We start from the raw sequence: 24,439 nt of genomic DNA, 5'->3' as shown, positions 1-24,439 counted from the left end.
TGGAATTTATGGTGATTACAAACAGATAAAAGGAAGACTATATGAGCTTAGGTTTTTCTTTGGCAAAAAGTTTATAAACGAAATTAAGGACGTTATATGGAAAAGTTTACAGATTATTTAAAAGAAAAATTGCAAAATGAGAAAATATTAGCAGGGTATATTAATGAAGCGTTAGAGCAATATTTCGTGGATCATAATAAAGAGCTATTTTTGGCTACTTTAAAAGAAGCCATTATAGCAAGGGGAGGTATAGCAAAGATCTCTAAAGAAGCTCATATAAATAGACAACATATATATAAAATGTTATCTAGCAAAGGTAATACAAGTTTCGGCAATATAGGATCTTTATTAAACGCTTTAGGCTTGCAGTTGAAAAGTAGAAGCATGTGCGTTTTAAACTAATTCACTATAACCTTGCAAGCTGAGCAAGATATCAAAGAAAATTTTTAAATCCTCATAAATAATAATTCATTTCTAATTTCTTTAAAGTATGGTTATACTTACTTAATGTATAAAAATAAAGTATAGCACATATGACCAATGAAAATAATAATGATTCAGAATTTGCCGAATTAAAAATCAGAGGAAAAATATTTAAATTACCTATATTTAAAGCAAGTATCGGTGAGGATGTAATCGATATAAGTAGGGTATCTTCGGAAGCCGATTGTTTTACTTATGACCCGGGTTTTATGTCTACTGCTTCTTGTCAGTCTACTATCACTTATATAGACGGTGATAAAGGAATCTTGCGACATCGAGGATATGACATTAAAGATTTAGCCGAGAAAAGTGATTTTTTAGAAGTGGCATATTTGCTAATCTATGGAGAATTACCAAGCATCGAGCAGTATAATAATTTCACTAAACAGGTTGCTCATCATTCATTAGTGAATGAAAGATTACACTATTTATTTCAAACCTTTTGTAGCTCTTCTCATCCTATGGCTATTATGCTTGTGGCCGTTGGTTCTCTTTCGGCATTTTATCCTGATTTACTGAATTTTAAAGAAGTAGACTACGAACTTACCGCTATTAGAATGATTGCTAAGATACCAACTATCGCCGCAATGTCTTATAAATATTCTATAGGGCAACCGTTTATTTATCCTGATAATTCGTTAGATTTTACTGAAAATTTTCTGCATATGATGTTTGCAACGCCTTGTACAAAATATAAAGTAAATCCAATAATAAAAAATGCTCTTAATAAAATATTTATTCTGCATGCTGACCACGAGCAGAACGCTTCTACTTCAACAGTCCGAATTGCCGGCTCATCCGGGGCTAACCCTTTTGCTTGCGTAAGTACAGGGATTGCCTCACTTTGGGGGCCTGCTCACGGCGGAGCTAATGAAGCGGTGATAAATATGCTTAAAGAAATCGGCAGTTCTGAGAATATCCTTAAATATATAGCTAAAGCTAAGGATAAAAATGATCCGTTTAGGTTAATGGGCTTTGGTCATCGCGTCTATAAAAACTATGACCCGCGTGCCGCGGTACTTAAAGAAACCTGCAAAGAAGTATTAAAGGAACTCGGACAGCTAGAAAACAACCCACTCCTGCAAATAGCAATAGAACTTGAAGCTATCGCTCTTAAAGATGAATATTTTATTGAGAGAAAATTATATCCAAATGTTGATTTTTATTCAGGTATTATCTATAAAGCTATGGGTATACCGTCGCAAATGTTCACGGTACTTTTTGCAATAGCAAGAACCGTAGGCTGGATGGCACAATGGAAAGAAATGCACGAAGACCCTGAACAAAAAATCAGCAGACCTAGACAGCTTTACACCGGTTATGTACATAGAGAGTATAAGAGTATCGGGGAGAGGTAAACATTATCGTCATTGCGAGGAGCCATAGGCGACGTGGCAATCTAGAAAATAATTAAAAAAATTCTGTAAATCAGAATTTTTTACTGGATTGCTTCGTCAATTGCTATGCAATTTCCTCGCAATGACGGAAAACCGGTCCACGCACTCCTCGCAATGACGTTGAAAATATAAATCATATGAATTTTATTGATGAAGTTAAAATATATATAAAAGGTGGAAACGGCGGCAATGGTTGCGTTAGTTTCCATCGTGAGAAATTTATTGACAGAGGCGGACCGGACGGTGGTGACGGTGGACGTGGCGGTAGTGTTATTTTCAGGAGTAATCACCATCTTAATACGCTAGTAAATTATCGATATAAACAGCATTTTACCGCAGAAAACGGCGAAAACGGTAAAGGTTCAAATAGAAGCGGTAAATCAGGAAAATCGTTAGTTCTTGATGTTCCCATCGGTACTCAAATCTTTTCCGAGGACGGCAATATATTATTGCATGACTTCACTGAGGATGACCAAAGCTTTGAAATAATTAAAGGAGGAAGCGGCGGTCTTGGCAACAGTCATTTCAAAACGTCGGTTAATCAAGCTCCAAGAAAGCGTACGGAAGGCGAAATTGCTGAAGAAATGTGGATTCATTTAAGCTTAAAACTCCTTTCTGATGTTGGGCTTGTGGGGTTGCCAAATGTCGGTAAATCTACTTTTTTATCGGTTGTAACGGCAGCCAAGCCTAAAATTGCCGATTATCCCTTTACTACTTTAGTGCCGAATCTTGGAGTGGTGTATGTTGATGACGAAGAGTTTGTTATAGCCGATATTCCAGGCTTGATTGAGGGGGCTCATCAAGGTCACGGGCTTGGCGATAAATTCTTAAAGCATATAGAAAGATGTAATGTATTAATACATTTAATAGACGGCTCTAGTAATGATGTAGTGGCAGATTATAATACAGTACGTCTTGAGCTTGAATCATATTCCGATTATCTAAAAAATAAAATCGAAATCATATGTCTTAATAAATGTGATGTTCTTACCGATGAGGAAGTACAGGAAAAAATAAATGAATTACGAAAAGTTACTAATAAAGAAGTTTTTCCTATCTCTACCTATACTAATCTAGGGGTAAATAAAATAGTTAAACTAGCTTTAAAGACTATAAAAAATCAGGAGTAATATATTACCGATTGGCGTTGCCCGCATGGCTCAAAAATCGTCATTGCGAGCGGTCGAAGACCGCACGGCTCGTTTATGTCATTCCCGCGTATGCGGGAATCCAGAAAAAAGTATAGATAAAGCAAATTTTTGAAATTAAAAGAAAAGCTCGATTCATCTCGCTTTATACTGGATTCCCGCATACGCGGGAATGACATAGGTGTCCACTCAACAATGCCACGTTCACTCGCAATGACAATTAATAAACCTTAAATCAAAGTAATACGTTGCTCTTCTGCCTCTAGATATTTCTCTAGCTCTTCCTTAGTATATTTCTTTTCCTTAAGCTTTATTTCGTTATTAAATATATATTGTACAGCTTTATCTTCTAAGGCAGGACCTTTAAGCCCTTCAATTGCTCTAGGATTATTTTTATAAAAATCAAATATCATATTTTCCTGCCCAGGAAAATTACGTGCTTGTTGCATAATAACTTTTCTTAAATCATCAGGCTCTAATTGCAAATTTTTAGATTTTGCGTATTCAGCAAGTAATAAGCCTATTCGCACACGGCGTAGGGCTAATTTATTATAATAATCTGTTATTTCTTTAGGGGATTTATCTTTTAATAATGATTCTTCTTGGTCATTTTTATCGGTTTCGGACTTTAGAATATTTTTTTCTTGCTCTAATAAAGATTCCGGTACGTCAAAATCTAACAATTTTTCTAACTTATCAAATAAGTTCATTTTCATTATAGTATTAATAGCTTCTTCCGATTCGTTTTCTATTTGTTTAGCAAAATGTGTACGCAATTCTTCAAGGCTATTACTTTGGAATTTTTTAGCAAACTCCTCATCAATAACGGTAGGTTCTGCAGTATGTACTGCTTTAATTTGTACTGCAAAACGAGCATCTTTACCTGCTAAATCTTTAGCATGGTAATTTTCAGGAAAAGTAACATTAACATCTACTTCACTACCTGTTTTAGAACCTATTAATTGTTTCTCAAAACCTGGAATAAGTGCATTACTACCTATTACTACCTTAAAATCATTTAATTTACCGCCTTCAAAAGCTTCATCCTTGATGTACCCGATTGCATCAATAGTAACCTGATCTCCGTCTTTTATTTTTGCTTTACTTTCTTTGGTATAGCTTTTTGTTAATGTGGCAAGTTTTTCTAGTTGTTCTTCAACATCTTTAGAGTTTACTTCTAATTTTGGACAATCTAGTGAGATTTTCTTTAAATCTGGAATAGTAATTTTAGGTAATAGCTCTATTTTTACGGTAAATTCTAAAGCTTTATCGGGTTCGTTTTGCAATTCTTCAATTTTGGGTCTACCGATTATATTTAGATTATGTTCTTTAATAACGTGATTTACCGAATGGTTAATTCTTCTTTCTATTATATCATTCCTGACGGAAGTACCGTATTTTTTCTTAACAATTGAAATCGGTACTTTACCGGCTCTAAAACCTGCTATTTTAACTTTTTTGGTTAAATCAAGTAATTCTTTTTGAATATCGTCATCTATCTCACTTAAAGGAGTAGAGATTCTTGCATGAAAATCCAATCCCTCGTTTTTTAATACGGTAATTCCCATTTTAATAATCCATTAATTCTGTACATAGTTTGCTAATCAAAATAAACTAATGAGCCGAAATATGCAATAGTTTTTGTAAGCTCATCGGTATTGCTTAGTAACTATCTATATCGTCGTGAGCTAAGAGACTGAAAGCGTTGTTGCGTGTATACTATGTCATTCCTGCGGAAGCAAGGAATCCAGTAAAACCTAAAAAAACTTGTTTTTTTAGGTTTATTTTATTAATTAATATGTAATTTTTGTACTAGTATTAAGGTTGTTTTCTGGATTCCCGCTTACTCGGGAATGACATAAAACGAACCATGCAACAAAGTTGCAAATTCCTCACAATGGCGTTAAGCAATAAGATTCAAACGCACTTCTTCGTTAAGTTCTTTAGTAGAAGATAATTCTATATCAAGTTCGGCAAATATATGCACTAAGGCTATAGATAAATCATTGATCATTTTATCGGTATGGGCTGGAGTCGGGATGATTCGGAGGCGTTCCGTACCTCTCGGTACGGTTGGAAAATTGATATGTTGAACGTAAATACCGTATTCATTAAGGAGCATATTTGAGGCTTTCGCCGCTTTAATCGGATCACCAATAATTATCGGCACTATATGACTTTCATTTTTCAAATAAGGTATATTAAAATTTTCAAAAGAATTTTTAAGTTTTATAACTACTTCTTGATGTTTTATTCGTTCTTCATTCGATTCTTTAAGATGTCTAATACTATGCGTTGCAGCGGTAGAAATTACCGGCGGTAATGAAGTAGTGAAAATAAATCCTGGAGCGGTTAGCCTTATAGCATCGACTAAATTATGGTTGCTAGTGATATAACCACCGATAGTGCCATATGCTTTGGCAAGTGTACCTTGAATAATATCGATTTGATCGCTACAATTAAGAAGCTCTGCAATACCACCACCCTGTTTACCGTATAAACCGACCGTATGAACTTCATCGATAAAGGTTAAAGCATTATATTTTTTGGCTAAGTTGATTATATCTTTGATAGGTGAGAAAAAACCGTCCATAGAGTAAGCCGATTCAAAAACAATAATTTTCGGTCTATTAATATCGACTGATTGTAAAAGCTCTTCTAGATGCTTAACGTCTAAATGTATATATATATATTTCTCGGCTCTTGAACTTGTAATTCCTGCAATTATTGAAGCATGATTTAGTTCATCGGAGAAAAATACTATATCCGGCATGATTTTAGCAAGACTTGCAAGCGTTGTATCATTTGCAACAAAACCGGATGTAAAAACTAAAGCTGCTTGCTTTTTGTGTAAATCTGCAAGTTCTTTTTCAAGCTTAAGAATGGCAATATTATTACCGCCGATATTGCGAGTTCCGCCTGATCCAACACCGTATTTTAGCAAGGCATCTATAGAAGCTTGCATTACTTTTGCATGTTTACTCATACCCAAATAGTCATTAATGCACCACATAACTATTTGTTTATTAGCGTGTTCTGCAAAAGGAAAATTATCGGCTTGTCTTTTTAAGGCTTTAAATTCTCGATATCTTCCTTCGCTCTTAATTTTGTCTATATGTTTGCTAAATATAGTATCGTAATAAGACATTAGAACTATTATTTGTTTGAAGTTTTTTATGTGAATTGTATACCCGTCATTGCGAGCAGTCGTAGACTGCGTGGCAATCTCGTCAAATATCCTGAGATTGCTTCGTCGAATTACTATGTAATTCTCCTCGCAATGACGATATCTAAGCAACCATTCTACATTAAAATTAAAAAAGTTTAAAGTTATAATATAGCTTTTTGTACAATATCGTTTAATCTCTTTGAAAATGCACCTGTATCGGCGATGGGTTCGCCCTCTAAAATACAGGCTTGATCAAATATTAGATTAACCAATTCTTCATTATTTTTATTATTCGCTTTTAAATCGTTAAAGATTTTCTCTATGATTTTATTTTTAGGATTTAGCTCTAAATTTTTAGCGGATGCAGCAGCTATTTGCTTCTGCTCTATTAAAAACCTTTCCATACGAATATCCATAGCAGCATCACTAACGGCAAGACAAGCAGGGCTTGAGGTTAGTTTTTTAGAGATCTTAACTTCTTTTACTAACTCCCCAAGCGTCTCTTTAAAATAATCGGTTAGCGATTTATATTCATCATCGGATTTTTTACTATCTGCATTTTTCTCCTCAGATTGTGAAGTAGTTTGCTCTACATCGATATCGCTTCTTGTTGCTGATTTAATAGCATGTCCTTTATATTCGCTATTAACATTTACCCAAAAATCATCCACTGTATCGGTAAAAAGTAATACATCGATATTTTTACTAAGTAGTCCTTCGATTTGTGGGCTTGAAAGTAATTTATCGGGATTATCCCCGCTTAAATAATATATATTCTGCCCTTCTTTAAAATTTGCTATATATTCGTCAAGGCTAATCATTTTATTATGCAAGGCACTTCTGAATATGCATACCTCTAATAATTTTTCATGGTCGGTAGTAGCCTCACATAAACCCTCTTTTAAAGCACCACCGAAATTAGCCCAAAACTTATTATATTCTTCAGGTGATTCCTCTTTCTTTTTTCTAAGCTCTGAAAGCACTCTTTTTGTAATAGCATTCTTGATTTTCTCAAGTACACTATTATGTTGCAATGACTCACGGCTAATATTCAGCGGTAAGTCTTCTGAATCGACTACCCCTCGTAAAAACCTTAAATATGACGGGATTAAATCTATATTCTCATCGGAAATAAATACTCTTTTTATATATAATTTTACACGCCTTTTGCGATCAGGATGGAATAAATCAAATGTTTTGCTTGAAGGAATGAAAAGCAGATTGGTAAATTCTATAGCTCCCTCATTTTTATTATGCAGAGTAATCCACGGATCATCTATGGCATAAGATAAGCTTTTATAGAATTCTTTATATTGTTCTTCCGTAATTTCTGATTTCGGTCTTGTCCATAATGCAGAAGCTGAATTAAGCTGGATTTCATTATTACCGGCTTCATCAAAGAAATATATCGGTACTGCTATATGATCGGAATAGCTTTTAACGATGTGTTTTAATCTAAAATGATCAAGGAATGTATCTTCTTCCTTTTTGATATGTAAAACGATTTCCGTGCCTCTTGTGAACTCTTCATCTAAATCTGAGACGGTATATTCACCAAGCCCGTCTGATTCCCAAACATGCACTTTATCCTCACCAGCTTTTCTTGAGGTGACAAGCACTTTATCAGCTACCATAAAGCTTGAATAAAATCCAACACCAAACTGACCGATTAACATATTGTCTTTTTTAGAATCACCGGAAAGGCTTTTAAGAAAATTTGCCGTACCTGATCTTGCAATAGTACCGAGATTTTCAATTAAATCGTCTTTATTCATGCCGATACCGTTATCACGGATGATTATTTGTCTTTTATCTTTATCGACTTTAACCGTAATTTTAAAATTGCTATCGCCAGCTACTAATTCACTATTACTTTGAGATAAATAACGTAATTTATCGCAAGCATCCGAAGCATTAGAAATTAACTCCCTCATAAAAATCTCTTTATTACTATAAAGAGAGTGAATCATTAAATTTAAAATCTTGCCAACCTCGGCGTCAAATTTCTTTTTTTCTTGTGTCATAATTATTCCAGTTAATGAATTATTTTTTAGTCATATAACTGCTGATGTCATTCCCGCATGGATCAGTTTTTCCAGTGTCATCCCGCGACTTGATTGCGGGATCCAGCTTAAAATACTAAAATTTTAGTATTTTAAATTTTTTTTCTGGATACCGTGGTCAAGCCACGGTATGACACCGAACGCGTTTTTAGATCCACGCAACAATGCCACGCGGGAATGACATCGACAGCTTAGCAACCATTGCACCTTATTTAATATAGGAATTAATAATCAAATTTAAATAGTCTTCGTCAATATTTTTTATCAATATCGTTTTTAAGCTATGAGTATGACCTTTAATAATTTCGATATTACTACGTGATAATTTCCATTCTTTTGTTAAATAATTTATGATTTCTTCATTAGCTTTACCTTGTTCCGGTGGTGCTTTTATAGATAATTTTAGATATGGGATATTATTGATGATTACAAAATCGTTAATTAGATTCTGTTTAGAATTAGGTTTTACTTTAAGATAAAGTAAAACCTGATGTGAAGAAGAATTGTAATTATAGAATTTATTCATTATGTTATTTATCACATTTATTTATGATAATAAAAGAATACTTGAAAAAAACTATTAAAACTGATATAAAGTTTACCGTAAATGTTTAGCACCCTTAGCTCAGCTGGATAGAGCAACAGATTTCTAATCTGTGGGTCAAAGGTTCGAATCCTTTAGGGTGCGCCATTCTTCATTTTTCGGTATTTCTACAAAAATATCAAACCGCAGATGCAGCATAAAATCAAGCTTTTTGCCGTTTAACTGAAATATTAATTGTCTTTCACCAAATCTCTAAACTAAGCAGCTTTTCTCTTTCTTCTAAATAGTAAATTTATCACCTTATAAAAAGAAATATTAATAATTTAATTAAGCAACAAGTCTCCTTAATCTCTTTATCTTTAATTTTGGTAGTGGGAAGTTTCAAGCATCAATATTGCGGCAGAAGTTAAACCGAGGCGAGTACCTGAATGCTGCCAATGAATTACTGTGTTGGGTGCATGCTAAAGACAGGGTTAAGCTGCAAGGCTTAGTGAAACTTCGGTAACATTATAGATTATAATTATTACTAATTATTAAAACTCTTTATTATTTCCTTTAACTCCCTATATATTCATACATTCCTTAAATTAATCTCAACTCATCTATTCATACTTATAATTAAATTTCTATTGCACTCTTAAAACTCTTTATTATGATTCTGTCTATAAGCTCATTTTTAACAAAATATTAAAATTTATAGAATTTAATAAGGATGTAATTATGTTTAAAGGATGGTGGTTTCAAACTTCAGAAGAAGCGACGGTAATAAAAACACCTAATGAGAAATTAATAGAATTTCTAGAAAAAAGAGGATTAACATGGCAAGCAGATAGTTTAAGAAAGGGTGGTACAACTCTTAAAATTTTTTATTACAAAATAGGTGATGCTGGAGCAATTGCTTTAGCTGCAAGCTTAAAAGATAATAAATCTTTAACGTCGCTTAATCTTGAAGTGAACAAAATAGGCGATGCTGGAGCAAGTTACCTTGCTGCAAGCTTAAAAGATAATAAATCTTTAACGTCGCTTAATCTTGGAAGTAACAAAATATGCGATGCTGGAGCAAGGGAATTAACGGCAAGCTTAAAAGCTAATAACTCCTTAACGTCGCTTGATCTTAAAGGGAGCAACATATGCGATGCTGGAGCAAGGGAATTGGCGGCAAGCTTAAAGGATAATAAATCTTTAACTTTGCTTAGTCTTTTAAAGAACAACATAGGCAAAGAAACGTTGGACATAATTTTGGGTACAATTACCGAATATCTGCAAAGAAATCAAACTATAGCTGAGAAAAAAGCAGAAAGCTTAAATGCGGAGGGTAATAATTTATGCAGTCAGAAAAAGTATAATGAAGCTATAGAAAAATATAAAGCGGCAATAAAAATTATGAAATCTTTATATAAAGAAAATAAATTATATGAAGAAAATAAAGCAAAAGCCGAAAAGAAATATGAAGAACAGCAAGAACTAGAAAAACGACGGGTAGAAGAAGAACAAAGAAAACAATTGAAAGTAAAAGCAAAGAAACAAGTAGAAGAACAAAAACAATTAGAAAATAATAAACTTAATAAAATATTAAATAAACTTTTTCATAATTCTAACTCTATTAATATTTGCTTTCAAACAATAAGTGATGAGTTAGCAAAGCTAATCGCGAATAAATTAAGAAGCATTGAAACAATCGCTGCTATTAATTTTTTTAGGTAGCGAAATAAGTAATGGGGGTATAAAGATTATTACTGAAGCCCTAAAAGCGAGCAAAAACTTAGAAAGTTGGACTTTAGTTGCAGTAATTTAGGCGATCAAAAAATATCTATATTAGCTGAAATTTTACAGGTTAGTACTCTTACTCATATTTACCTTGGTGAAAATGATATAGGAATTAAAGCAATTATAGAAGCTTCAAAGTTCAATAATAATATTGTACATCTAGATTTACACAACAACAATATAAGTAATGAGGAAGTAAAATTAATAGCTGAATTCTTAACAAATAATAAAACTTTAAAGCATCTTGATATTTCAGGTAATAAGATAACGCTTGAAGTAGTAAAAGCAATTATTGAAGCTTTAAGAGAAAATACTACTATTACGCATATAGATTTAGAGCAAGATAATATAGATAATAAAAGCAAAGTTATAATTGAGAAATACTTAAACGAAATAAAAATTTAATGAGTTTTCAAAAGCTGGCTGATGGAATAAACGATAAAGTAGACACTAATATTGCAATAAATGCTAAAGATAAAGCTATAATAAAAGACACTATAGAAGAGATAATACATAAAGCTAAAGAACTTAATAATACAACCGATATAGACAAAATAACTGCTAGTATGCAAGGGCTTATAGTTGATAAATCTACAAAATTAAAAATTATGACTATAGAAAACCAGCTTAACGAAATAATTGATAGCCAAAATATAAATAATGATGATGTTAGCATGTTAGGCGGTGATTTTGTGCCTGCTGCCGGCTAATAATAAAATGCAAAAATATTTATCAATTAAGCAGATATCACTGGAGAAGGGGCGAAAGATTTCGTTGGATAATTTCCACTTTCTTTCTCCAGTTTTTCAAAATGAAATATACCAAATCCAATACTTGTTGGAATCATAATAATTAATACTCCCCAGTTTCCAAAGGTTTTTATTAAATGAGGAAAACCAAAAGAGCTAATAACATACATACAAGCAGCTGATAAAGCATATGTAAATGTTACGGAAGTAAAGCGTTTAAAGATTGGAAAATGTCTAAAACAATTTGGTACAGCCGGCATAACATTAAGGGCAAAAGCCATGATAAGTGATTGAATAATGAATATTTGATTTGGATTAGAAGCCTTATTTAATAAATATGGACATAGTAATATTGTAATAGTAAAAATACCTAATAATGCTTTTAGAATTTTTAAAGGATATATCTTATAACTTAATGCTGCTACTATTATTATACTTATAAGTTCTATTATAGATAATTTGAAATTTTGTTTTATAACTTGTTCAGGAGTACAGTTAAATTTGGTTACAAGAATATCGCCGCAATAAATATATGCAAAATAAAAACATACAGGTCATGCACAATCCATTATAAATAGAGCTATTGCTGTCTTTTTATTAATTTTTTCTTTCCAAATAGGATTATTTTCTAATACTTTTATATCCCTATTAGCTTTTTCAAAAGTTTTAAGTAATTTAAGCTTTGCATTAGCAAATTCAGGAGTTTCTCGTAATGCGGTTCTTGCTAATGTTCCTACAACGGCAATAATTGCACCGATACCAAATGCATAACGCCAATTAAAGCCATAAGAAGTAACAATAGTAGCAACCCCTAAAGCTGCGAAAGTTCCTACAGTAGCGAAAACCGTAGCTAAGGCTACAATAGGGTATTGTATTGGAGGCTTAGTAAACTCGGTTAAATAAACTTCTGTTCCTATTACTTCTCCCATTGAGGACATACCTTGAACAATTCTACATAATATTATTATAATAGAAGTTGTTATACCAATTTCATTGTAAGTAGGAAGTAATACCATTACTATGCACGAAGTAGCCATCATCATAGTTGTTATAACTACTGTAGTTTTTCGCCCATATGTATCGCCTAAATATCCGAAAACGAGAGCCCCGAGCGGTCTAAAGATAAAAGTAGCACATAAAGCTGCTATAGAGTAAAGCGAAGTAGCATAAGCATCAGCTTTTGGAAAAAAAAGCTCATTAAGAAGTACGGACATATGGACATAAAGCATAAGATCAAAATATTCCAATAAGGTTCCTACAGATAACAACCCTACAGCTTGTTTCTGTTCTTTTGTCAAACTTCTTTGTTCTTTTTCGTAGCCTAGCATAATTCTTATAAAAAAAATTAAATTGTAAAAAAATTATACTGTTTTGTATAAAAGTCAATAAAGGATTTTGTCTTATATATCTAAATAGATTAATAATATTTCTTAATGTTTAATTACAAATCAGAGGAATATCTAATATATTAGACCAAATTTTATCCCAACCTTTTGCATGAGAAATATTAGGAAAAGTTTGCTTTTTTACACATGGTGAGTTACTTGTTTTTACGTAAAGTTCTGCTATGAAAGGCGGGACTCTTTTGTCATCCCTGCCGGAGAGATGTAATTGAGGGATATTATTAACTTGTTTTGCATAATTTATCGGGTTTAACGATTTAACTAAGTAACCACGATAATTATGATATTTATCGAATTTTTTAGTATCTAAATTACCGGCAATCGTTATAATATCTTTAACATTACTATTTTGAGCGGCAATTAATATTGTAAGCCCGCCGCCACCGGAGAAGCCGACTAAGCTAAATTTTTGTCCGTTATTGATAATATTTATGACACTGTTAATTGAATCTACGACTTCCTGCCCCATTCTTTTATCTAACCAATAATCGCTAATGCATTTTGGATTCATCTCTAAAGGAGTATATTGACAAGGTCGTGCTATATAAACAACATTCGGTCTTTTATCGATTGTAGCAAGCTTCAAGAGCATCGGATTAACAGGGGTAGGGTTGTCAGAGTTAACGCCGCCATCCGCAAGATGCCCATCTCCCTCAATATAGAATACGAAAGGTAGGTTATGGTCGGTAATACGCTGATAAGTCGTAAGAGTAAAATCACCACCGTTTACTAGCCTCATCTGAAAGTTATTTTGAGTTGCTATATCTTGTGAATACTTTACCCTACTAGCTACATCATGAGTGGTAGAACACCCTGAAAGAAATATTGATGTAAGGAATATTATACAAAGAAGTTTTTTCATAATATTTATAGGTAATATTTGGTAGAAGTTACTTGCATGTCTTAAATGATATTCCTGCATGGACACCAAATCGTCATTGCGAGCGACCGTAGGGAGCGTGGTAATCCAGAAAAAATAATAAAAAAATTCTGATTTACAGAATTTTTTACTGGATTGCTTCGTCGAATTACTACGTAATTTTTCTCGCAATGACAGAAAATAATTAAAACGGTATTTCGTCGTCTAAGTTGCTATGGTCAAAGGAATGATTTTTAGCTTCAGGATGTTTATATTCGCTATGCCCTGAATCTTGAGTATGATTATTAGAGTTTTTACTATCTAATAATATTAATTGTGAATTAAAATTTTGTAACACAATTTCCGTGGTATATTTTTCTTGACCTGAATTATCATTCCACTTACGAGTTTGCAATGAACCTTCAATATATAATTTACTACCTTTTGTGACATAGCGTTCTACAACATATACTAACCCTTCGCTAAATATCACTACTCTATGCCATTCAGTTCGTTCTTTTCGTTCGCTGGTAATGCGATCTTTCCAAGTTTCGGTTGTTGCTAAGGAAAGATTAATGATTTTTTTCCCTTCGCCCGTAGTTCTAATTTCCGGATCACGCCCTACATTACCTATTAATATTACTTTATTTAAACTACCTGCCATAGATTACTACCTATTTTAAAATATTATTATTGCAATAATAAAATAAAAGAGCCTATAATACTACAGTTTTTTTAAAAAATATCTCAAAAATTTTGTAGTGAAGTGATTATGAACCAAGAATATATTAAGGTACGCGGTGCTAAAGAGCATAATCTAAAAAATATAAATGTTGATATTCCAAGGAATAAATTTGTTGTTATCACCGGTCTTAGTGGCTCAGGCAAGTCTTCTTTAGCTTTTGATACTATTTATGCAGAAGGTCAAAGGCGATATGTTGAAAGCTTATCTTCATATGCAAGGCAATTCTTGCATTTACAAAATAAACCGAATGTGGAATCTATTTCCGGATTATCGCCTGCTATTGCAATTGACCAAAAAACTACTTCTAAAAATCCTCGTTCTACGGTTGGAACTATAACGGAAATTTACGATTACCTTAGGTTATTATATGCAAGGGTGGGTATTCCTTACTCTCCGGCAACCGGTCTTCCGATACATAGCCAAACGGTTTCTGAGATGGTAGATATAATTAATGAACTACCTAAAGGCACGAAAGTATATTTACTTGCTCCTATTGTTAGAGGACATAAGGGGGAGTTCAAACGTGAAATTATGAATCTGAAAAAGCAAGGCTTTCAGAAATTAATAGTTAACGGTGAAGTTTGTGAAATTGATGATTTACCGAAACTTGATAAAAATAGGAAGCATAATATAGAAGTCATAGTTGATAGAATAGTTCTAGACGAAAGTTTAGGTAATAGGCTTGCAGATAGCTTAGAGAGTTCGTTAAATCTTGCCGAAGGTATTACTTATTTAGAAATTGTAGAATTGCCGCCGGCAGTTAAGACCGAATTTGAAAAAAATCAACGTATTACTTTTTCCGAAAAATATTCTTGTCCGGTATCGGGTTTTCAGCTTACTGAAATAGAGCCTCGAATTTTTTCTTTTAATAGCCCTTTTGGAGCATGTCCTAAATGTGAGGGAATAGGTAAGGAGTTTTTCTTTGATAGAGACTTAATTGTTCCGGATCAAAGAATTTCTATTAAAGACGGTGCAATAGTGCCTTGGGGTAGTACATCTTCTAAATTTATCCTAGAGACATTAAAGGCTCTTGCCGATCATTATAAATTTTCTATTGAAGTACCTTTTGTAAGTTTATCACAAAATGTTAAGGATATTTTATTTGAAGGTTCAGGAGAAGAGGCAATAAAATTTGAATTTTACGACGGTTCTAAAACGCAAATAATAAAACAACCTTTTGCCGGTATAATACCAAGTTTGCAGGAAAAGGACCGTACTATAGAATCGGTTTTAATTAAAGAAGAACTAGCTAAATTTAAGTCAGAACATAAATGTACTGCCTGCTCAGGGTTTAGATTAAAAGATGAAGCATTATGCGTTAAAATAGCGAATTTTCATATAGGCGAAGTAGCAGGTATGAGTATTGCAGCCTTGCAAAAATGGTTTAGCCACTTAGAAGAAAAATTAAATAAAAAGCAATTATTTATCGCTGAGCGTATACTCAAAGAAATTACCGAGAGATTAAAATTTCTTATGAATGTCGGGCTTGATTATCTAACGTTATCACGAGAAGCAGGTACTTTATCGGGAGGGGAAAGTCAGCGTATCCGTCTTGCATCTCAAATAGGATCAGGGCTTAGCGGTGTTTTATATGTACTTGATGAGCCGTCTATAGGTCTTCATCAACGAGATAATACAAGATTAATTGAGACACTAAAAAGGCTTAGAGATCTGGGTAATACTGTTTTAGTAGTTGAGCATGACGAAGAAACAATGTATGAAGCAGATCATATTATTGATATAGGACCGGGAGCCGGTATTCACGGTGGTCGTGTTATTGCAGAAGGCAATGCAGAAGAAATAAAGAATTTTGAAGAAAGTATTACAGGTAGGTATCTAAGCGGTCGTCAAACAATCAAAGTGCCGTCTGAAACAAGAGTAGGGCATGACAATAGGTCAATTGAATTACTTGGGGCGGTTTCTAACAATTTAGATAATGTTGATATCAAAATTCCACTTGGTACTTTTACTGCTATAACGGGAGTATCGGGAAGTGGTAAATCAAGCTTGATGATTCATACTCTATATAAAGCGGCTCTAAAGCATTTAGAGCCGACTAGTAAAGTATTTCCCGGAAAATATAGAGAATTAAAAGGACTTGAATATATTGATAAAATTATCGATATTAATCAATCCCCGATAGGTAGAACTCCTCGTTCAAACCCTGCGACTTATACAGGTGCCTTTACCCATATTAGGGATTGGTTTGTGGAATTACCTGAATCAAAAGCTAGAGGGTATAAAGTAGGCAGATTTTCGTTTAACGTTAAAGGCGGGAGATGTGAAGCATGCCAAGGTGACGGGCTAATTAAAATAGAGATGCATTTTCTCCCTGACGTATATGTAAAATGTGATATTTGTAATGGTCACAGATATAATAGAGAAACGCTTGAAATAAAATATAAAGGCAAGTCTATTGCCGATATTTTGATGATGACGGTAGAAGATGCGATGCAATTTTTTGAGAAAATCCCGTTAATCTATGAAAAACTAATTACCTTAAATGAAGTAGGTCTAGGCTATATTAAAATCGGTCAGTCTGCTACTACTCTTTCAGGCGGTGAAGCACAACGTGTTAAGCTTGCTAAAGAATTATCAAGACGTTCAACCGGTAAAACGCTTTATATACTTGATGAACCGACTACGGGACTACATATCGACGATATTAATAAATTGCTGAAAGTTTTACATAAACTTGTTGATATGGGTAATACCGTTTTAGTTATCGAGCATAATTTAGATGTTATAAAAACGGCAGATTATATTATTGACGTCGGTCCTGAGGGCGGTGACAAAGGCGGTAAGATAGTTGTATGTGGTACTCCTGTCGACATCGCTGCTTGCGCGGAAAGCCATACCGGCAGATATTTAAAGCAATATTTGGAATAAGTCTAATGCTTATGGTCGTGGTGGTGGGTATAGAAGCCTAGAGAAGAAAGTGCATTTGAGAATTCAGAGTTAGGAGTTATTTCGTTTGGTATTCCGCTACAACATATATGACCGTTTAAGCATATCACTTGATCGGAGTTTTTTATTACGGTAAATAAATCATGAGAAATCATAAAAACCGTAATATTTAGCTTTTTACGAATCAGATTAATAAGCTGATAAAATTCCTGCTGGCTTGTTACGTCTAAAGATTGCAGCGGTTCATCTAAAATAATTAAGTCGGGATTATTAACTATTGAACATGCAAGAACTACCTTTTGAAACTGTCCTCCTGAGAGTTTAGAAATTTCTTGCTCTTTTATATGTTCTAAATCAATAAATGAGTTAATCTCTTTAATATTGCTATTAAAATTATTCGGTGCTAACAAATCTAAAAATTTTTTCACCGTAATAGGTAAATCAGGGCTTAGACCGAACTTCTGCGGTACATATCCGATTTTTAATTTGGAATCAATTATAATCTCACCGCTTGTCGGTTTTTCAAGCCCAAGCATTAACCGTACTATGGTAGTTTTACCTGCACCGTTAGGTCCGATTAAAGTAGTGATATTATTTTTTTTGACGGTAAAGCTAACGTTATTTATCGGCAATTTATTACCGAATTTTTTAGATACGTTACGAAACTCGATTATAGGTTTTTCCAAGATAATATTTTGTGTTTAAAGTGTTAGATCATTCCTGTATGGATCAGTTTTTCCGTCATTGCGAGAAGAAACTGCAAGTTTCGACGAAGCAATCTCAGGAGTATTATTTCATGAGATTGCCACGCAGCCTATGACTGCTTGCAAGGCATTGTTGCGTAGACCGGTAAAATCTACTGTGTCACCTAGTTCGCTTGACCACGGGGTCTATAAAAACAATAAAAAAAACAATAAAAAATACTAATAATTTTAGTATTTTTAACTGGATCCCGTGGTCAAGCCACGGGATGACAGAGGTAAAACTGATCCACGCAACAACACCTGCTCGCAATGACGGTTTAATACGGGTAAGCCATGACATTATGTAGAATAAATGCCGATTATTTCAGTTTCAGCTAGTAAATGTTTTTGCAAAGCTAATACTAAATCCTGCTTGTTAGCATTCTCATCAAGCTTAAGATAATCATTTAGAGCGTATAGTTTGAAAAAATAACGATGAGGTTTACCGGCAGGTGGACAAGGACCTCCGTATTTCTTTTCCTTCCAGCTATTATTTAAAATTTTAATACTACTATCTATTTGTCCTTCTGAAAGCTCAGTAATAGAAGCAGGAATATTATATATTATCCAATGATCCCATATACCGTGCGGTGGTGCTATTTCTATTGGTGCATCAGGATCATCCATGATAAGTACAAAAGATTTAGTATCTATAGGAGCATCACTCCACTCTAAATGCGGAGAAACATTCTGTCCTTTACAAGTAAATTTATTAGGAATACGCTCATTATGCTTAAACGCCGTACTTGTTATTATGAAAGTCATAGGTTACTCCTTATTATTATAACGTCATTGCGAGAAGGTATTGCCATGCGGATACTGAAGGTCGTCATTGCGAGGAAATTGCATAGCAATTGACGAAGCAATCCAGTAAAAAATTCTGATTTTTAGAATTTTTTTATTGTTTTTCTGGATTGCCACGCTCCTTACAGTCGCTCGCAATGACGATTTGGTATCCATGCGGGCAATGCCTACTCACAATGACGTTTTGTCTATCAATTCACAACTTGCCATTGTCCGTCAGGTTGGCGGCAGGCATTACCGTATGCTTTTTGTTGTTTTCCGCCTATTACAACTGTTTGAGTGTACTCACGGCAATATTGACCAGTGCTATTTCTATAAGTTTTATTAGGTGTTACGTAACCGTAATTGCCGTTATCCGGATTACGCCATTCTACGTTACTACCGCTAGGAGCTGCTTCTAAAGCTCTTTGTGAGGTGAGTTCTGCAAGTCTTCTATCCTGCTCATCCATACCTGCACCTATTTGTCCACCAAGAACTGCTCCAAGTAATGCGCCTACACCTACTCCGACAAGCTGTCCTTTGCCCTTACCGAATTGAGAACCAAGTAATGCACCGCCGGCACCGCCAAGAAGTGTTCCTGTACCTTGTTTATTCATACCGCCCGGACCGTTACAGGCTTGTAACATAGAAGCTGCAAGAGCTATAATCATAATTTTAGATAATAGTTTCATATAAATTCTCTCTTATTAAATATATAATTTAATAAGTATATGGTTTTTAGAATTTTGTAAAGTTAAAACTAGATTCTGTAAACAAAATTTAAATTATTTGTATTTTAAAATATTATTTTTAATTTTGTTCACGGAACCTAATTATAATTGAATTTTATATTCTCTTTGTTAAACTACAAAAAATAAATTGGAAAGATTTGTTATGGATACTAATAGCCGTAATCGGTTAATAAAATCGGCATCTTATTTATCGGTTACTACGGCATTAATTATTTTAAGTATAAAATTATACGCTTGGGTTGTTACCGATTCGCAATCAATTTTTGCTTCTTTAATTGATTCAATGCTTGATATAACTTCTTCCTTTATTAATTTAATAGCTTTAAGATTTGCCCTGCAACCGCCCGATCATCATCACAGGTTCGGGCATGAAAAAATGCAGGATTTAACAATTTTTTCTCAATCGATATTTTTCTTTGCTTCAGCTTTTTTTGTAGGCTTTTCTTCGGTTAAATCTTTATTTGAAAAAACAAAACCGGAGAATATCAGTGACGGTACTACGGTAATGTATGTATGTATATTCTTAACAATTATTTTAGTACTTTATCAAACTTATGTAATTAAAAAAACAGGATCGGAGATAGTAAAAGCCGATAAGCTTCATTATTTCACAGACTTACTAACTAATGTTATAGTAATTATCTCTATAAATTTAAGTGATTATTTTTGGTTTGTTGACCCATTATTTGGTGTAGTTATTTCGTTATATATATTTCACTCTTCTTATTCTTTATTTGAAAAGGCATTTAAAAATCTAGTCGATCATGAATTACCTGAGCAAGATAGACAAAAAATTATCTCGATAGTTAATAACCATTTAGGCGTAAAAGGTATGCACGAAATGAAAACTAGATATGCTGCTCAAAAAGCTTTTATTCAGTGTCATTTGGAAATGGACGGCAATATGTCGCTTTATAATGCTCATAAAATTAGCGATGAGATTGCTTTTGAAATATTACAGGAATTTCCGGAGGCTGAAATAATTATCCACCAAGATCCTTTTGGAATCAAAGAACACGTAAATTACCGTGAATATATTGTTAGATAAAAAAACGGATTTTAATAATTTTTTCATGGAGCAAGCTTTAAAACAAGCACGGCTCGCTTTTGATAAAAATGAAGTTCCGGTCGGAGCGGTGATTGTAGATAGGTTAAATCAAAAAATCATTGTTAATAGTCATAATAATACCGAAGAAAAAAATAACGCTCTTTATCATGCTGAAATTATTGCTATTAATAAAGCATGTAATCTTATATCTTCTAAAAATTTAAATGATTATGATATTTACGTTACTTTAGAACCTTGTGCCATGTGTGCAGCGGCTATAGCTCATAGCAGGTTAAAGCGTTTGTTTTACGGTGCTTCTGATTCCAAGCACGGAGCAGTTGAGAGTAATTTACGATATTTTAACAGTAGTGCTTGTTTTCATAGACCGGAAATATATAGCGGAATTCTTGCCGAAGATTCGGGGCTATTAATGAAAGAGTTTTTTAAGAGGATACGATAATCATGGTAGAGCATTGCTTGCGTGGATTGGTTTATCCGTCATTGCGAGGAAAATTACGAAGTAATTGACGAAGCAATCCAGTAAAAAAATTCTATGAATTAGAATTTTTTTATTATTTTTGCTGGATTGCCACGCGGTCTTTGACTGCTCGCAATGACGATTTAGGTATCCACGCACGCAAGCCTCTCGCAAGAATGATATAAAGAAGTAAGAAAATATGTTAAAACTATTAACCCCCTATTATTTTAATAAATTATTAAAGGTTATAATACCTATATTAGCTATATCTACTTTTGTCATGATGATTATAGGTCTTTATTTAGCTCTAATAGTTTCGCCGGTAGATTATCAACAAGGTGAGTTTGTACGCATTATGTATGTTCATGTTCCTGCTTCTTGGATGGCCCTTGGTATTTATGTTTTCATGGCAGCATGCAGCTTTAGCTATTTAGTATGGAAAACTACTATTAGCTATTTGCTAGCTGTAGCTTCTAGTTACGTTGGGGCTACTTTTGCTTTGATTAGCTTAGTAACAGGTTCTTTATGGGGAAAACCTATATGGGGAACATGGTGGGTTTGGGATGCAAGACTTACCTCTATGCTCATACTACTTTTATTATATCTAAGCTATATTATCATAGTGAATAGTGCGGATAATATAAGACGAGCGCAAAATCCCGCTTCGATCATTGCTCTTATCGGACTGATTAACATACCGATAGTAAAATTCTCGGTAGATATTTGGTATAGCCTGCATCAGCCCTCTAGTGTTTTAAGACTCGGCTCTCCTACCATTCATTCTTCAATGTTAAAGCCTTTAATTATTATGTTTATCAGTTTTATACTATATTTTCTGTTAGTATTACTTTTAAGAACTTCTATATTAATCGACAAAATCAAAAACCAATAACCAAATGACCTATGTTATAACTGATGAATGCGTAAAATGTAAATATACCGATTGCGTTGACGTATGCCCTGTAGATTGTTTCTACGAGGGTGAATTTATGCTAGTTATCAATCCTGATGAATGTATAGATTGTGGTGTATGTGTTCCTGATTGTCCTATAGATGCTATCAAACCCGAATCACCGGAGTTAATAGAATGGGTAGAACGTGCAAAAGATTTTATAGAAAATAAAGGATGGAAAAATATTACCAAGAAAAAGCCTGCCTTGCCTGATGCCGATAAATTTAAAGATGAGAAAAATAAGTTTAATAAATATATAAATAATATGAATTAAATACATGTGTTTATTTTATCACAAAACTTTATAAAAGCTTTATTATATGAATCTAATTACCGATTAAATATAGAACTAAAAAATATAATATGTTATATATGCCATTAAAGATAATGTTTAATTATTTAATTTGAGGTGCTAACTATGAAAAGGTTACTTTTAATAGCTGCTACAAGTGCAACAATTTTATCTTCTAGTATATCATTTGCCGATGACATGGGTAATGATTGGTATTTAAGAATAGATGCCGGTGCAGCGATGTTTAATAAAGAAAAAGATAAGGCAACCGGTGTTAAATTAAAATCTAATACGACTGTTCCGGTTGATTTAGGTATAGGTTATTATATTTCTGAAAATTTTAGAGCCGATTTAACTTTAGGTACTATAATAGGTGGAAAGTTAAAGAAATCTGGAGCTGCAACTAATGCACCTTTTACCGGTACTAACGTTTCAGCAAGCCATAAACCTACTATTACACGTTTACTTATTAACGGTTATGTTGATTTAACTAATTTTGATATGTTTGATGTTTTTGCCGGTGCCGGTGTTGGTCCTGCATTAGTTAAAGAGAAAATTACATATAATGGTATAACAGGTCTTTCATCTAACACTAAAAACAGAACTAATATCTCTTACAAGCTAACTTTAGGTACTTCTGCACAAATCGCCGACGGTGTTAAAGCAGAACTAGCTTATAGCTGGATAGATGACGGTAGAACAAAAAGTAAGAATGTAATTTACCAAGGAACAAGTGTACCAACCGGTGGCATGCGTTATCAAAGTCACAACTTAACAGTTGGTATAAGATTTGATATATAATTAACAAGAATATATTAATAGTTTTAGGTAAGTCGTCATTGCGAGCAGCCGTAGGCTGCGTGGCAATCCAGAAAAAATAATAAAAAAATTCTGTAAATCAGAATTTTTTACTAGATTGCTTCGTCGAAACTTGCAGTTTCTTCTCGCAATGACGATGAGGTCAACCCGTGCAATTAGCTAGGATGACCACTCAGAAATGTCACTTAAAACTATTTTTTATCGAATTTAGGTAAAAATTTATTATCTAATATTGTTTTTACTAACAACTAATAAAATTTAAAGGAAAAATTTAACAATATGAAAAAATTACTTTTAATAGCAGCTGCAAGCACAGCACTTTTAACTTCCAGTCTTTCATTCGCTGATTGCGATATGAATTCTTCCGTAGATTCATCTACTAATTCATCGATGTCATCATCCCTGGAAAATCAATGGTATTTAAAACTTAATGCCGGTGGTGTGATTTTTGATAAAGCAAAGCCTTCAAATAGCAGTGTTAAGTTAAAATCCAATACAGGTTTTACCGGTAATATTGGAGCAGGTTATTATATCATGGATAATTTAAGAACTGATTTTACAATTGGAATGGTAACAAATAACCACATAAAAAAGTCTACAAATGTTTCAACTTCTAACTCTACTGTTACTACTGTACCATCAGTTATTTCAGCAGGTGGACAACTTATTATTAATGGTGTTGTGATTCCAGGAGGTGTGCTTACAAGTGGTCCTGGTGGCACTACCACTACCACCACTGCTACTACAGTATCAGTAAAACATAAACCTACTATTGTAAGTGCATTACTTAACGGTTATGTAGATTTTATTGATGTAAGTATATTTAAAGTGTTTGCAGGAGCAGGTGTCGGTGCTGCGTTAGTAAAAGAAAAAGTAAATATTTCAACTAAGACTGTTGCTAATAATAATGTTATTAGTAGTACTAATTTTTCAGGAACCACTAAAAACAAAACCAACTTTGCTTATCAATTATCTTTAGGGACTTCATTTGAATTAGCACAAGGTGTGAAAGCAGAACTCGTTTATAGCTGGACAGATTACGGTAAATCAAAAACTAATACTAAAAATGTTGCCGGAAATAAGGTTAAATTTGGTGGAACCTGTTATAAAGGTAATAACTTAATGGCAGGATTAAGATTTGATATGTAATTAGAACTCAAATCTTTTTACAAACTACAGCTAAATTCAAAAAGCTTCAGACAGGATGAATTTAAGAGTAAGCCTGCACAGCGTATACTAATACGTGAGCACAAGCTTAACTCAAAAAATTCGCCTGTATCAAGCTTTTTGAAGAGGCTGTATTAACACGAAAAAAGAGTCTTTAATAAGGCTCCTTTT

The 24,439-nt window shown here is 33.4% G+C and carries 26 protein-coding genes, 1 tRNA gene and 3 pseudogenes; 18 read left to right on the top strand and 12 right to left on the bottom strand.

Annotated features, from left to right (window positions below):
• Positions 1 to 96: 96 nt before the first annotated feature.
• The 4 genes and pseudogenes from BN1174_RS03555 to obgE all read left to right on the top strand — a co-directional run bounded on the left by BN1174_RS03555 (position 97) and on the right by obgE (position 3,010).
• Positions 97 to 402, top strand: a complete 306-nt coding sequence (locus tag BN1174_RS03555) for a helix-turn-helix domain-containing transcriptional regulator (RefSeq protein WP_040256554.1) — start codon at positions 97 to 99, stop codon at positions 400 to 402.
• A gap of 131 nt (positions 403 to 533) precedes the next feature.
• Positions 534 to 1,841 (top strand): citrate synthase, encoded by a 1,308-nt coding sequence (locus tag BN1174_RS03550; RefSeq protein WP_040256552.1) that lies wholly within the window; start codon positions 534 to 536, stop codon positions 1,839 to 1,841.
• A 34-nt stretch (positions 1,842 to 1,875) separates the two neighbouring features.
• A pseudogene (locus BN1174_RS13030) lies at positions 1,876 to 1,991 on the top strand (lytic transglycosylase domain-containing protein); the annotation flags it as partial.
• Between the two features lie 26 nt (positions 1,992 to 2,017).
• Positions 2,018 to 3,010: a GTPase ObgE gene (gene obgE, locus BN1174_RS03545; RefSeq protein WP_040256550.1), complete on the top strand. Its 993-nt coding sequence runs from the start codon at positions 2,018 to 2,020 to the stop codon at positions 3,008 to 3,010.
• 248 nt (positions 3,011 to 3,258) lie between these two features.
• Here obgE and tig read toward each other — a convergent pair whose 3' ends face one another.
• The 4 genes from tig to BN1174_RS03525 all read right to left on the bottom strand — a co-directional run bounded on the left by tig (position 3,259) and on the right by BN1174_RS03525 (position 8,786).
• The gene (gene tig, locus BN1174_RS03540) at positions 3,259 to 4,596 is read right to left on the bottom strand and encodes a trigger factor (RefSeq protein WP_040256548.1); all 1,338 of its coding nucleotides are present in this window, start codon (positions 4,594 to 4,596) and stop codon (positions 3,259 to 3,261) included.
• A gap of 335 nt (positions 4,597 to 4,931) precedes the next feature.
• On the bottom strand, positions 4,932 to 6,176 hold the full coding sequence (hemA, locus tag BN1174_RS03535) for a 5-aminolevulinate synthase (protein ID WP_040256547.1): 1,245 nt from the start codon (positions 6,174 to 6,176) through the stop codon (positions 4,932 to 4,934).
• Between the two features lie 182 nt (positions 6,177 to 6,358).
• On the bottom strand, positions 6,359 to 8,221 hold the full coding sequence (htpG, locus tag BN1174_RS03530; RefSeq protein WP_040256544.1) for a molecular chaperone HtpG: 1,863 nt from the start codon (positions 8,219 to 8,221) through the stop codon (positions 6,359 to 6,361).
• A 247-nt stretch (positions 8,222 to 8,468) separates the two neighbouring features.
• Positions 8,469 to 8,786: an A1G_07140 family DUF167 domain protein gene (locus BN1174_RS03525; RefSeq protein WP_040256543.1), complete on the bottom strand. Its 318-nt coding sequence runs from the start codon at positions 8,784 to 8,786 to the stop codon at positions 8,469 to 8,471.
• An 88-nt stretch (positions 8,787 to 8,874) separates the two neighbouring features.
• On the opposite strand from BN1174_RS03525, the gene BN1174_RS03520 reads away from it, so the two are divergent.
• From BN1174_RS03520 to BN1174_RS07830, 5 genes are all read left to right on the top strand, one after another.
• Positions 8,875 to 8,951, top strand: a tRNA-Arg gene (locus BN1174_RS03520).
• Positions 8,952 to 9,198: 247 nt separating this feature from the next.
• The gene (locus BN1174_RS13025; RefSeq protein ID WP_408005868.1) at positions 9,199 to 9,309 is read left to right on the top strand and encodes a lysozyme family protein; all 111 of its coding nucleotides are present in this window, start codon (positions 9,199 to 9,201) and stop codon (positions 9,307 to 9,309) included.
• 215 nt (positions 9,310 to 9,524) lie between these two features.
• Complete coding sequence (locus BN1174_RS07840) at positions 9,525 to 10,508, top strand: leucine-rich repeat domain-containing protein (RefSeq protein ID WP_052454731.1); 984 nt, start codon at positions 9,525 to 9,527, stop codon at positions 10,506 to 10,508.
• A gap of 66 nt (positions 10,509 to 10,574) precedes the next feature.
• A complete protein-coding gene (locus BN1174_RS07835) occupies positions 10,575 to 10,976 on the top strand; it encodes a leucine-rich repeat domain-containing protein (RefSeq protein ID WP_052454730.1) in 402 nt (133 codons plus the stop codon).
• Positions 10,976 to 11,281, top strand: coding sequence for a hypothetical protein (locus tag BN1174_RS07830; protein ID WP_052454729.1), 306 nt, complete (start codon positions 10,976 to 10,978; stop codon positions 11,279 to 11,281). The genes BN1174_RS07835 and BN1174_RS07830 overlap by 1 nt, the downstream gene beginning before the upstream one ends.
• Positions 11,282 to 11,307: 26 nt before the next feature.
• Here BN1174_RS07830 and BN1174_RS11645 read toward each other — a convergent pair whose 3' ends face one another.
• The 4 genes from BN1174_RS11645 to BN1174_RS03495 form a co-directional block, all read right to left on the bottom strand.
• Positions 11,308 to 11,601: a hypothetical protein gene (locus tag BN1174_RS11645; protein ID WP_040256541.1), complete on the bottom strand. Its 294-nt coding sequence runs from the start codon at positions 11,599 to 11,601 to the stop codon at positions 11,308 to 11,310.
• 273 nt (positions 11,602 to 11,874) lie between these two features.
• Positions 11,875 to 12,648, bottom strand: coding sequence for an MFS transporter (locus BN1174_RS11640; protein ID WP_040256539.1), 774 nt, complete (start codon positions 12,646 to 12,648; stop codon positions 11,875 to 11,877).
• 109 nt (positions 12,649 to 12,757) lie between these two features.
• Positions 12,758 to 13,585 (bottom strand): alpha/beta hydrolase family protein, encoded by an 828-nt coding sequence (locus tag BN1174_RS03500; RefSeq protein WP_040257966.1) that lies wholly within the window; start codon positions 13,583 to 13,585, stop codon positions 12,758 to 12,760.
• 202 nt (positions 13,586 to 13,787) lie between these two features.
• Positions 13,788 to 14,246, bottom strand: coding sequence for a single-stranded DNA-binding protein (locus tag BN1174_RS03495; RefSeq protein ID WP_040256538.1), 459 nt, complete (start codon positions 14,244 to 14,246; stop codon positions 13,788 to 13,790).
• Positions 14,247 to 14,354: 108 nt separating this feature from the next.
• Between BN1174_RS03495 and uvrA the strand changes: the two genes are divergently transcribed.
• Positions 14,355 to 17,216 (top strand): excinuclease ABC subunit UvrA, encoded by a 2,862-nt coding sequence (gene uvrA, locus BN1174_RS03490; RefSeq protein ID WP_040256536.1) that lies wholly within the window; start codon positions 14,355 to 14,357, stop codon positions 17,214 to 17,216.
• Between the two features lie 2 nt (positions 17,217 to 17,218).
• Here the strand turns inward: uvrA and BN1174_RS03485 are convergent, their stop codons facing one another.
• Positions 17,219 to 17,920 (bottom strand): ATP-binding cassette domain-containing protein, encoded by a 702-nt coding sequence (locus BN1174_RS03485; protein ID WP_040256534.1) that lies wholly within the window; start codon positions 17,918 to 17,920, stop codon positions 17,219 to 17,221.
• 58 nt (positions 17,921 to 17,978) lie between these two features.
• Between BN1174_RS03485 and BN1174_RS10745 the strand changes: the two genes are divergently transcribed.
• Positions 17,979 to 18,161, top strand: a complete 183-nt coding sequence (locus tag BN1174_RS10745; RefSeq protein WP_197062034.1) for a hypothetical protein — start codon at positions 17,979 to 17,981, stop codon at positions 18,159 to 18,161.
• A 116-nt stretch (positions 18,162 to 18,277) separates the two neighbouring features.
• On the opposite strand, the gene BN1174_RS03480 is transcribed toward BN1174_RS10745, so the two are convergent.
• Positions 18,278 to 18,742, bottom strand: coding sequence for a YbhB/YbcL family Raf kinase inhibitor-like protein (locus tag BN1174_RS03480; protein WP_040256532.1), 465 nt, complete (start codon positions 18,740 to 18,742; stop codon positions 18,278 to 18,280).
• Positions 18,743 to 18,972: 230 nt separating this feature from the next.
• Positions 18,973 to 19,452: an RT0821/Lpp0805 family surface protein gene (locus BN1174_RS03475; protein WP_010420998.1), complete on the bottom strand. Its 480-nt coding sequence runs from the start codon at positions 19,450 to 19,452 to the stop codon at positions 18,973 to 18,975.
• Positions 19,453 to 19,654: 202 nt separating this feature from the next.
• Between BN1174_RS03475 and BN1174_RS03470 the strand changes: the two genes are divergently transcribed.
• Together BN1174_RS03470 and BN1174_RS03465 are read left to right on the top strand one after the other, a co-directional pair.
• Positions 19,655 to 20,560 (top strand): cation diffusion facilitator family transporter, encoded by a 906-nt coding sequence (locus tag BN1174_RS03470; protein WP_040256527.1) that lies wholly within the window; start codon positions 19,655 to 19,657, stop codon positions 20,558 to 20,560.
• On the top strand, positions 20,541 to 21,020 hold the full coding sequence (locus BN1174_RS03465) for a nucleoside deaminase (protein WP_040256525.1): 480 nt from the start codon (positions 20,541 to 20,543) through the stop codon (positions 21,018 to 21,020). Before BN1174_RS03470 ends, BN1174_RS03465 begins: the two co-directional genes overlap by 20 nt.
• A gap of 37 nt (positions 21,021 to 21,057) precedes the next feature.
• Here BN1174_RS03465 and BN1174_RS13020 read toward each other — a convergent pair.
• Positions 21,058 to 21,197 (bottom strand): annotated as a pseudogene (locus tag BN1174_RS13020) (zinc ABC transporter substrate-binding protein); the annotation flags it as partial.
• Positions 21,198 to 21,237: 40 nt separating this feature from the next.
• Here BN1174_RS13020 and BN1174_RS03460 point away from each other — a divergent pair.
• The 5 genes and pseudogenes from BN1174_RS03460 to BN1174_RS12245 all read left to right on the top strand — a co-directional run.
• Positions 21,238 to 21,930, top strand: a complete 693-nt coding sequence (locus tag BN1174_RS03460) for a heme ABC transporter permease (RefSeq protein ID WP_040256523.1) — start codon at positions 21,238 to 21,240, stop codon at positions 21,928 to 21,930.
• A 4-nt stretch (positions 21,931 to 21,934) separates the two neighbouring features.
• Positions 21,935 to 22,264 (top strand): ferredoxin FdxA, encoded by a 330-nt coding sequence (fdxA, locus tag BN1174_RS03455; RefSeq protein ID WP_040256521.1) that lies wholly within the window; start codon positions 21,935 to 21,937, stop codon positions 22,262 to 22,264.
• 144 nt (positions 22,265 to 22,408) lie between these two features.
• Entirely contained in the window at positions 22,409 to 23,083 is a 675-nt protein-coding gene (locus tag BN1174_RS03450) for an adhesin Adr (protein ID WP_040256519.1), read from the top strand.
• 297 nt (positions 23,084 to 23,380) lie between these two features.
• A complete protein-coding gene (locus tag BN1174_RS03445) occupies positions 23,381 to 24,250 on the top strand; it encodes an outer membrane protein (protein WP_040256517.1) in 870 nt (289 codons plus the stop codon).
• 36 nt (positions 24,251 to 24,286) lie between these two features.
• Positions 24,287 to 24,394 (top strand): annotated as a pseudogene (locus BN1174_RS12245) (palindromic element RPE3 domain-containing protein); the annotation flags it as partial.
• Positions 24,395 to 24,439 lie beyond the last annotated feature (45 nt).

The organism is Rickettsia hoogstraalii, assembly GCF_000825685.1.
Lineage (GTDB): Bacteria > Pseudomonadota > Alphaproteobacteria > Rickettsiales > Rickettsiaceae > Rickettsia > Rickettsia hoogstraalii.
This window is presented reverse-complemented; position numbering and strand designations above follow the sequence as displayed.

Coding starts and splice junctions, on each gene's coding strand:
- BN1174_RS03555 (WP_040256554.1), top strand. CDS start 97: ATGGAAAAGTTTACAGATTATTTAAAAGAAAAATTGCAAAATGAGAAA.
- BN1174_RS03550 (WP_040256552.1), top strand. CDS start 534: ATGACCAATGAAAATAATAATGATTCAGAATTTGCCGAATTAAAAATC.
- obgE (WP_040256550.1), top strand. CDS start 2,018: ATGAATTTTATTGATGAAGTTAAAATATATATAAAAGGTGGAAACGGC.
- tig (WP_040256548.1), bottom strand. CDS start 4,596: ATGGGAATTACCGTATTAAAAAACGAGGGATTGGATTTTCATGCAAGA.
- hemA (WP_040256547.1), bottom strand. CDS start 6,176: ATGTCTTATTACGATACTATATTTAGCAAACATATAGACAAAATTAAG.
- htpG (WP_040256544.1), bottom strand. CDS start 8,221: ATGACACAAGAAAAAAAGAAATTTGACGCCGAGGTTGGCAAGATTTTA.
- BN1174_RS03525 (WP_040256543.1), bottom strand. CDS start 8,786: ATGAATAAATTCTATAATTACAATTCTTCTTCACATCAGGTTTTACTT.
- BN1174_RS07840 (WP_052454731.1), top strand. CDS start 9,525: ATGTTTAAAGGATGGTGGTTTCAAACTTCAGAAGAAGCGACGGTAATA.
- BN1174_RS07830 (WP_052454729.1), top strand. CDS start 10,976: ATGAGTTTTCAAAAGCTGGCTGATGGAATAAACGATAAAGTAGACACT.
- BN1174_RS11645 (WP_040256541.1), bottom strand. CDS start 11,601: ATGGCTTTTGCCCTTAATGTTATGCCGGCTGTACCAAATTGTTTTAGA.
- BN1174_RS11640 (WP_040256539.1), bottom strand. CDS start 12,648: ATGCTAGGCTACGAAAAAGAACAAAGAAGTTTGACAAAAGAACAGAAA.
- BN1174_RS03500 (WP_040257966.1), bottom strand. CDS start 13,585: ATGAAAAAACTTCTTTGTATAATATTCCTTACATCAATATTTCTTTCA.
- BN1174_RS03495 (WP_040256538.1), bottom strand. CDS start 14,246: ATGGCAGGTAGTTTAAATAAAGTAATATTAATAGGTAATGTAGGGCGT.
- uvrA (WP_040256536.1), top strand. CDS start 14,355: ATGAACCAAGAATATATTAAGGTACGCGGTGCTAAAGAGCATAATCTA.
- BN1174_RS03480 (WP_040256532.1), bottom strand. CDS start 18,742: ATGACTTTCATAATAACAAGTACGGCGTTTAAGCATAATGAGCGTATT.
- BN1174_RS03475 (WP_010420998.1), bottom strand. CDS start 19,452: ATGAAACTATTATCTAAAATTATGATTATAGCTCTTGCAGCTTCTATG.
- BN1174_RS03470 (WP_040256527.1), top strand. CDS start 19,655: ATGGATACTAATAGCCGTAATCGGTTAATAAAATCGGCATCTTATTTA.
- BN1174_RS03460 (WP_040256523.1), top strand. CDS start 21,238: ATGTTAAAACTATTAACCCCCTATTATTTTAATAAATTATTAAAGGTT.
- fdxA (WP_040256521.1), top strand. CDS start 21,935: ATGACCTATGTTATAACTGATGAATGCGTAAAATGTAAATATACCGAT.
- BN1174_RS03450 (WP_040256519.1), top strand. CDS start 22,409: ATGAAAAGGTTACTTTTAATAGCTGCTACAAGTGCAACAATTTTATCT.
- BN1174_RS03445 (WP_040256517.1), top strand. CDS start 23,381: ATGAAAAAATTACTTTTAATAGCAGCTGCAAGCACAGCACTTTTAACT.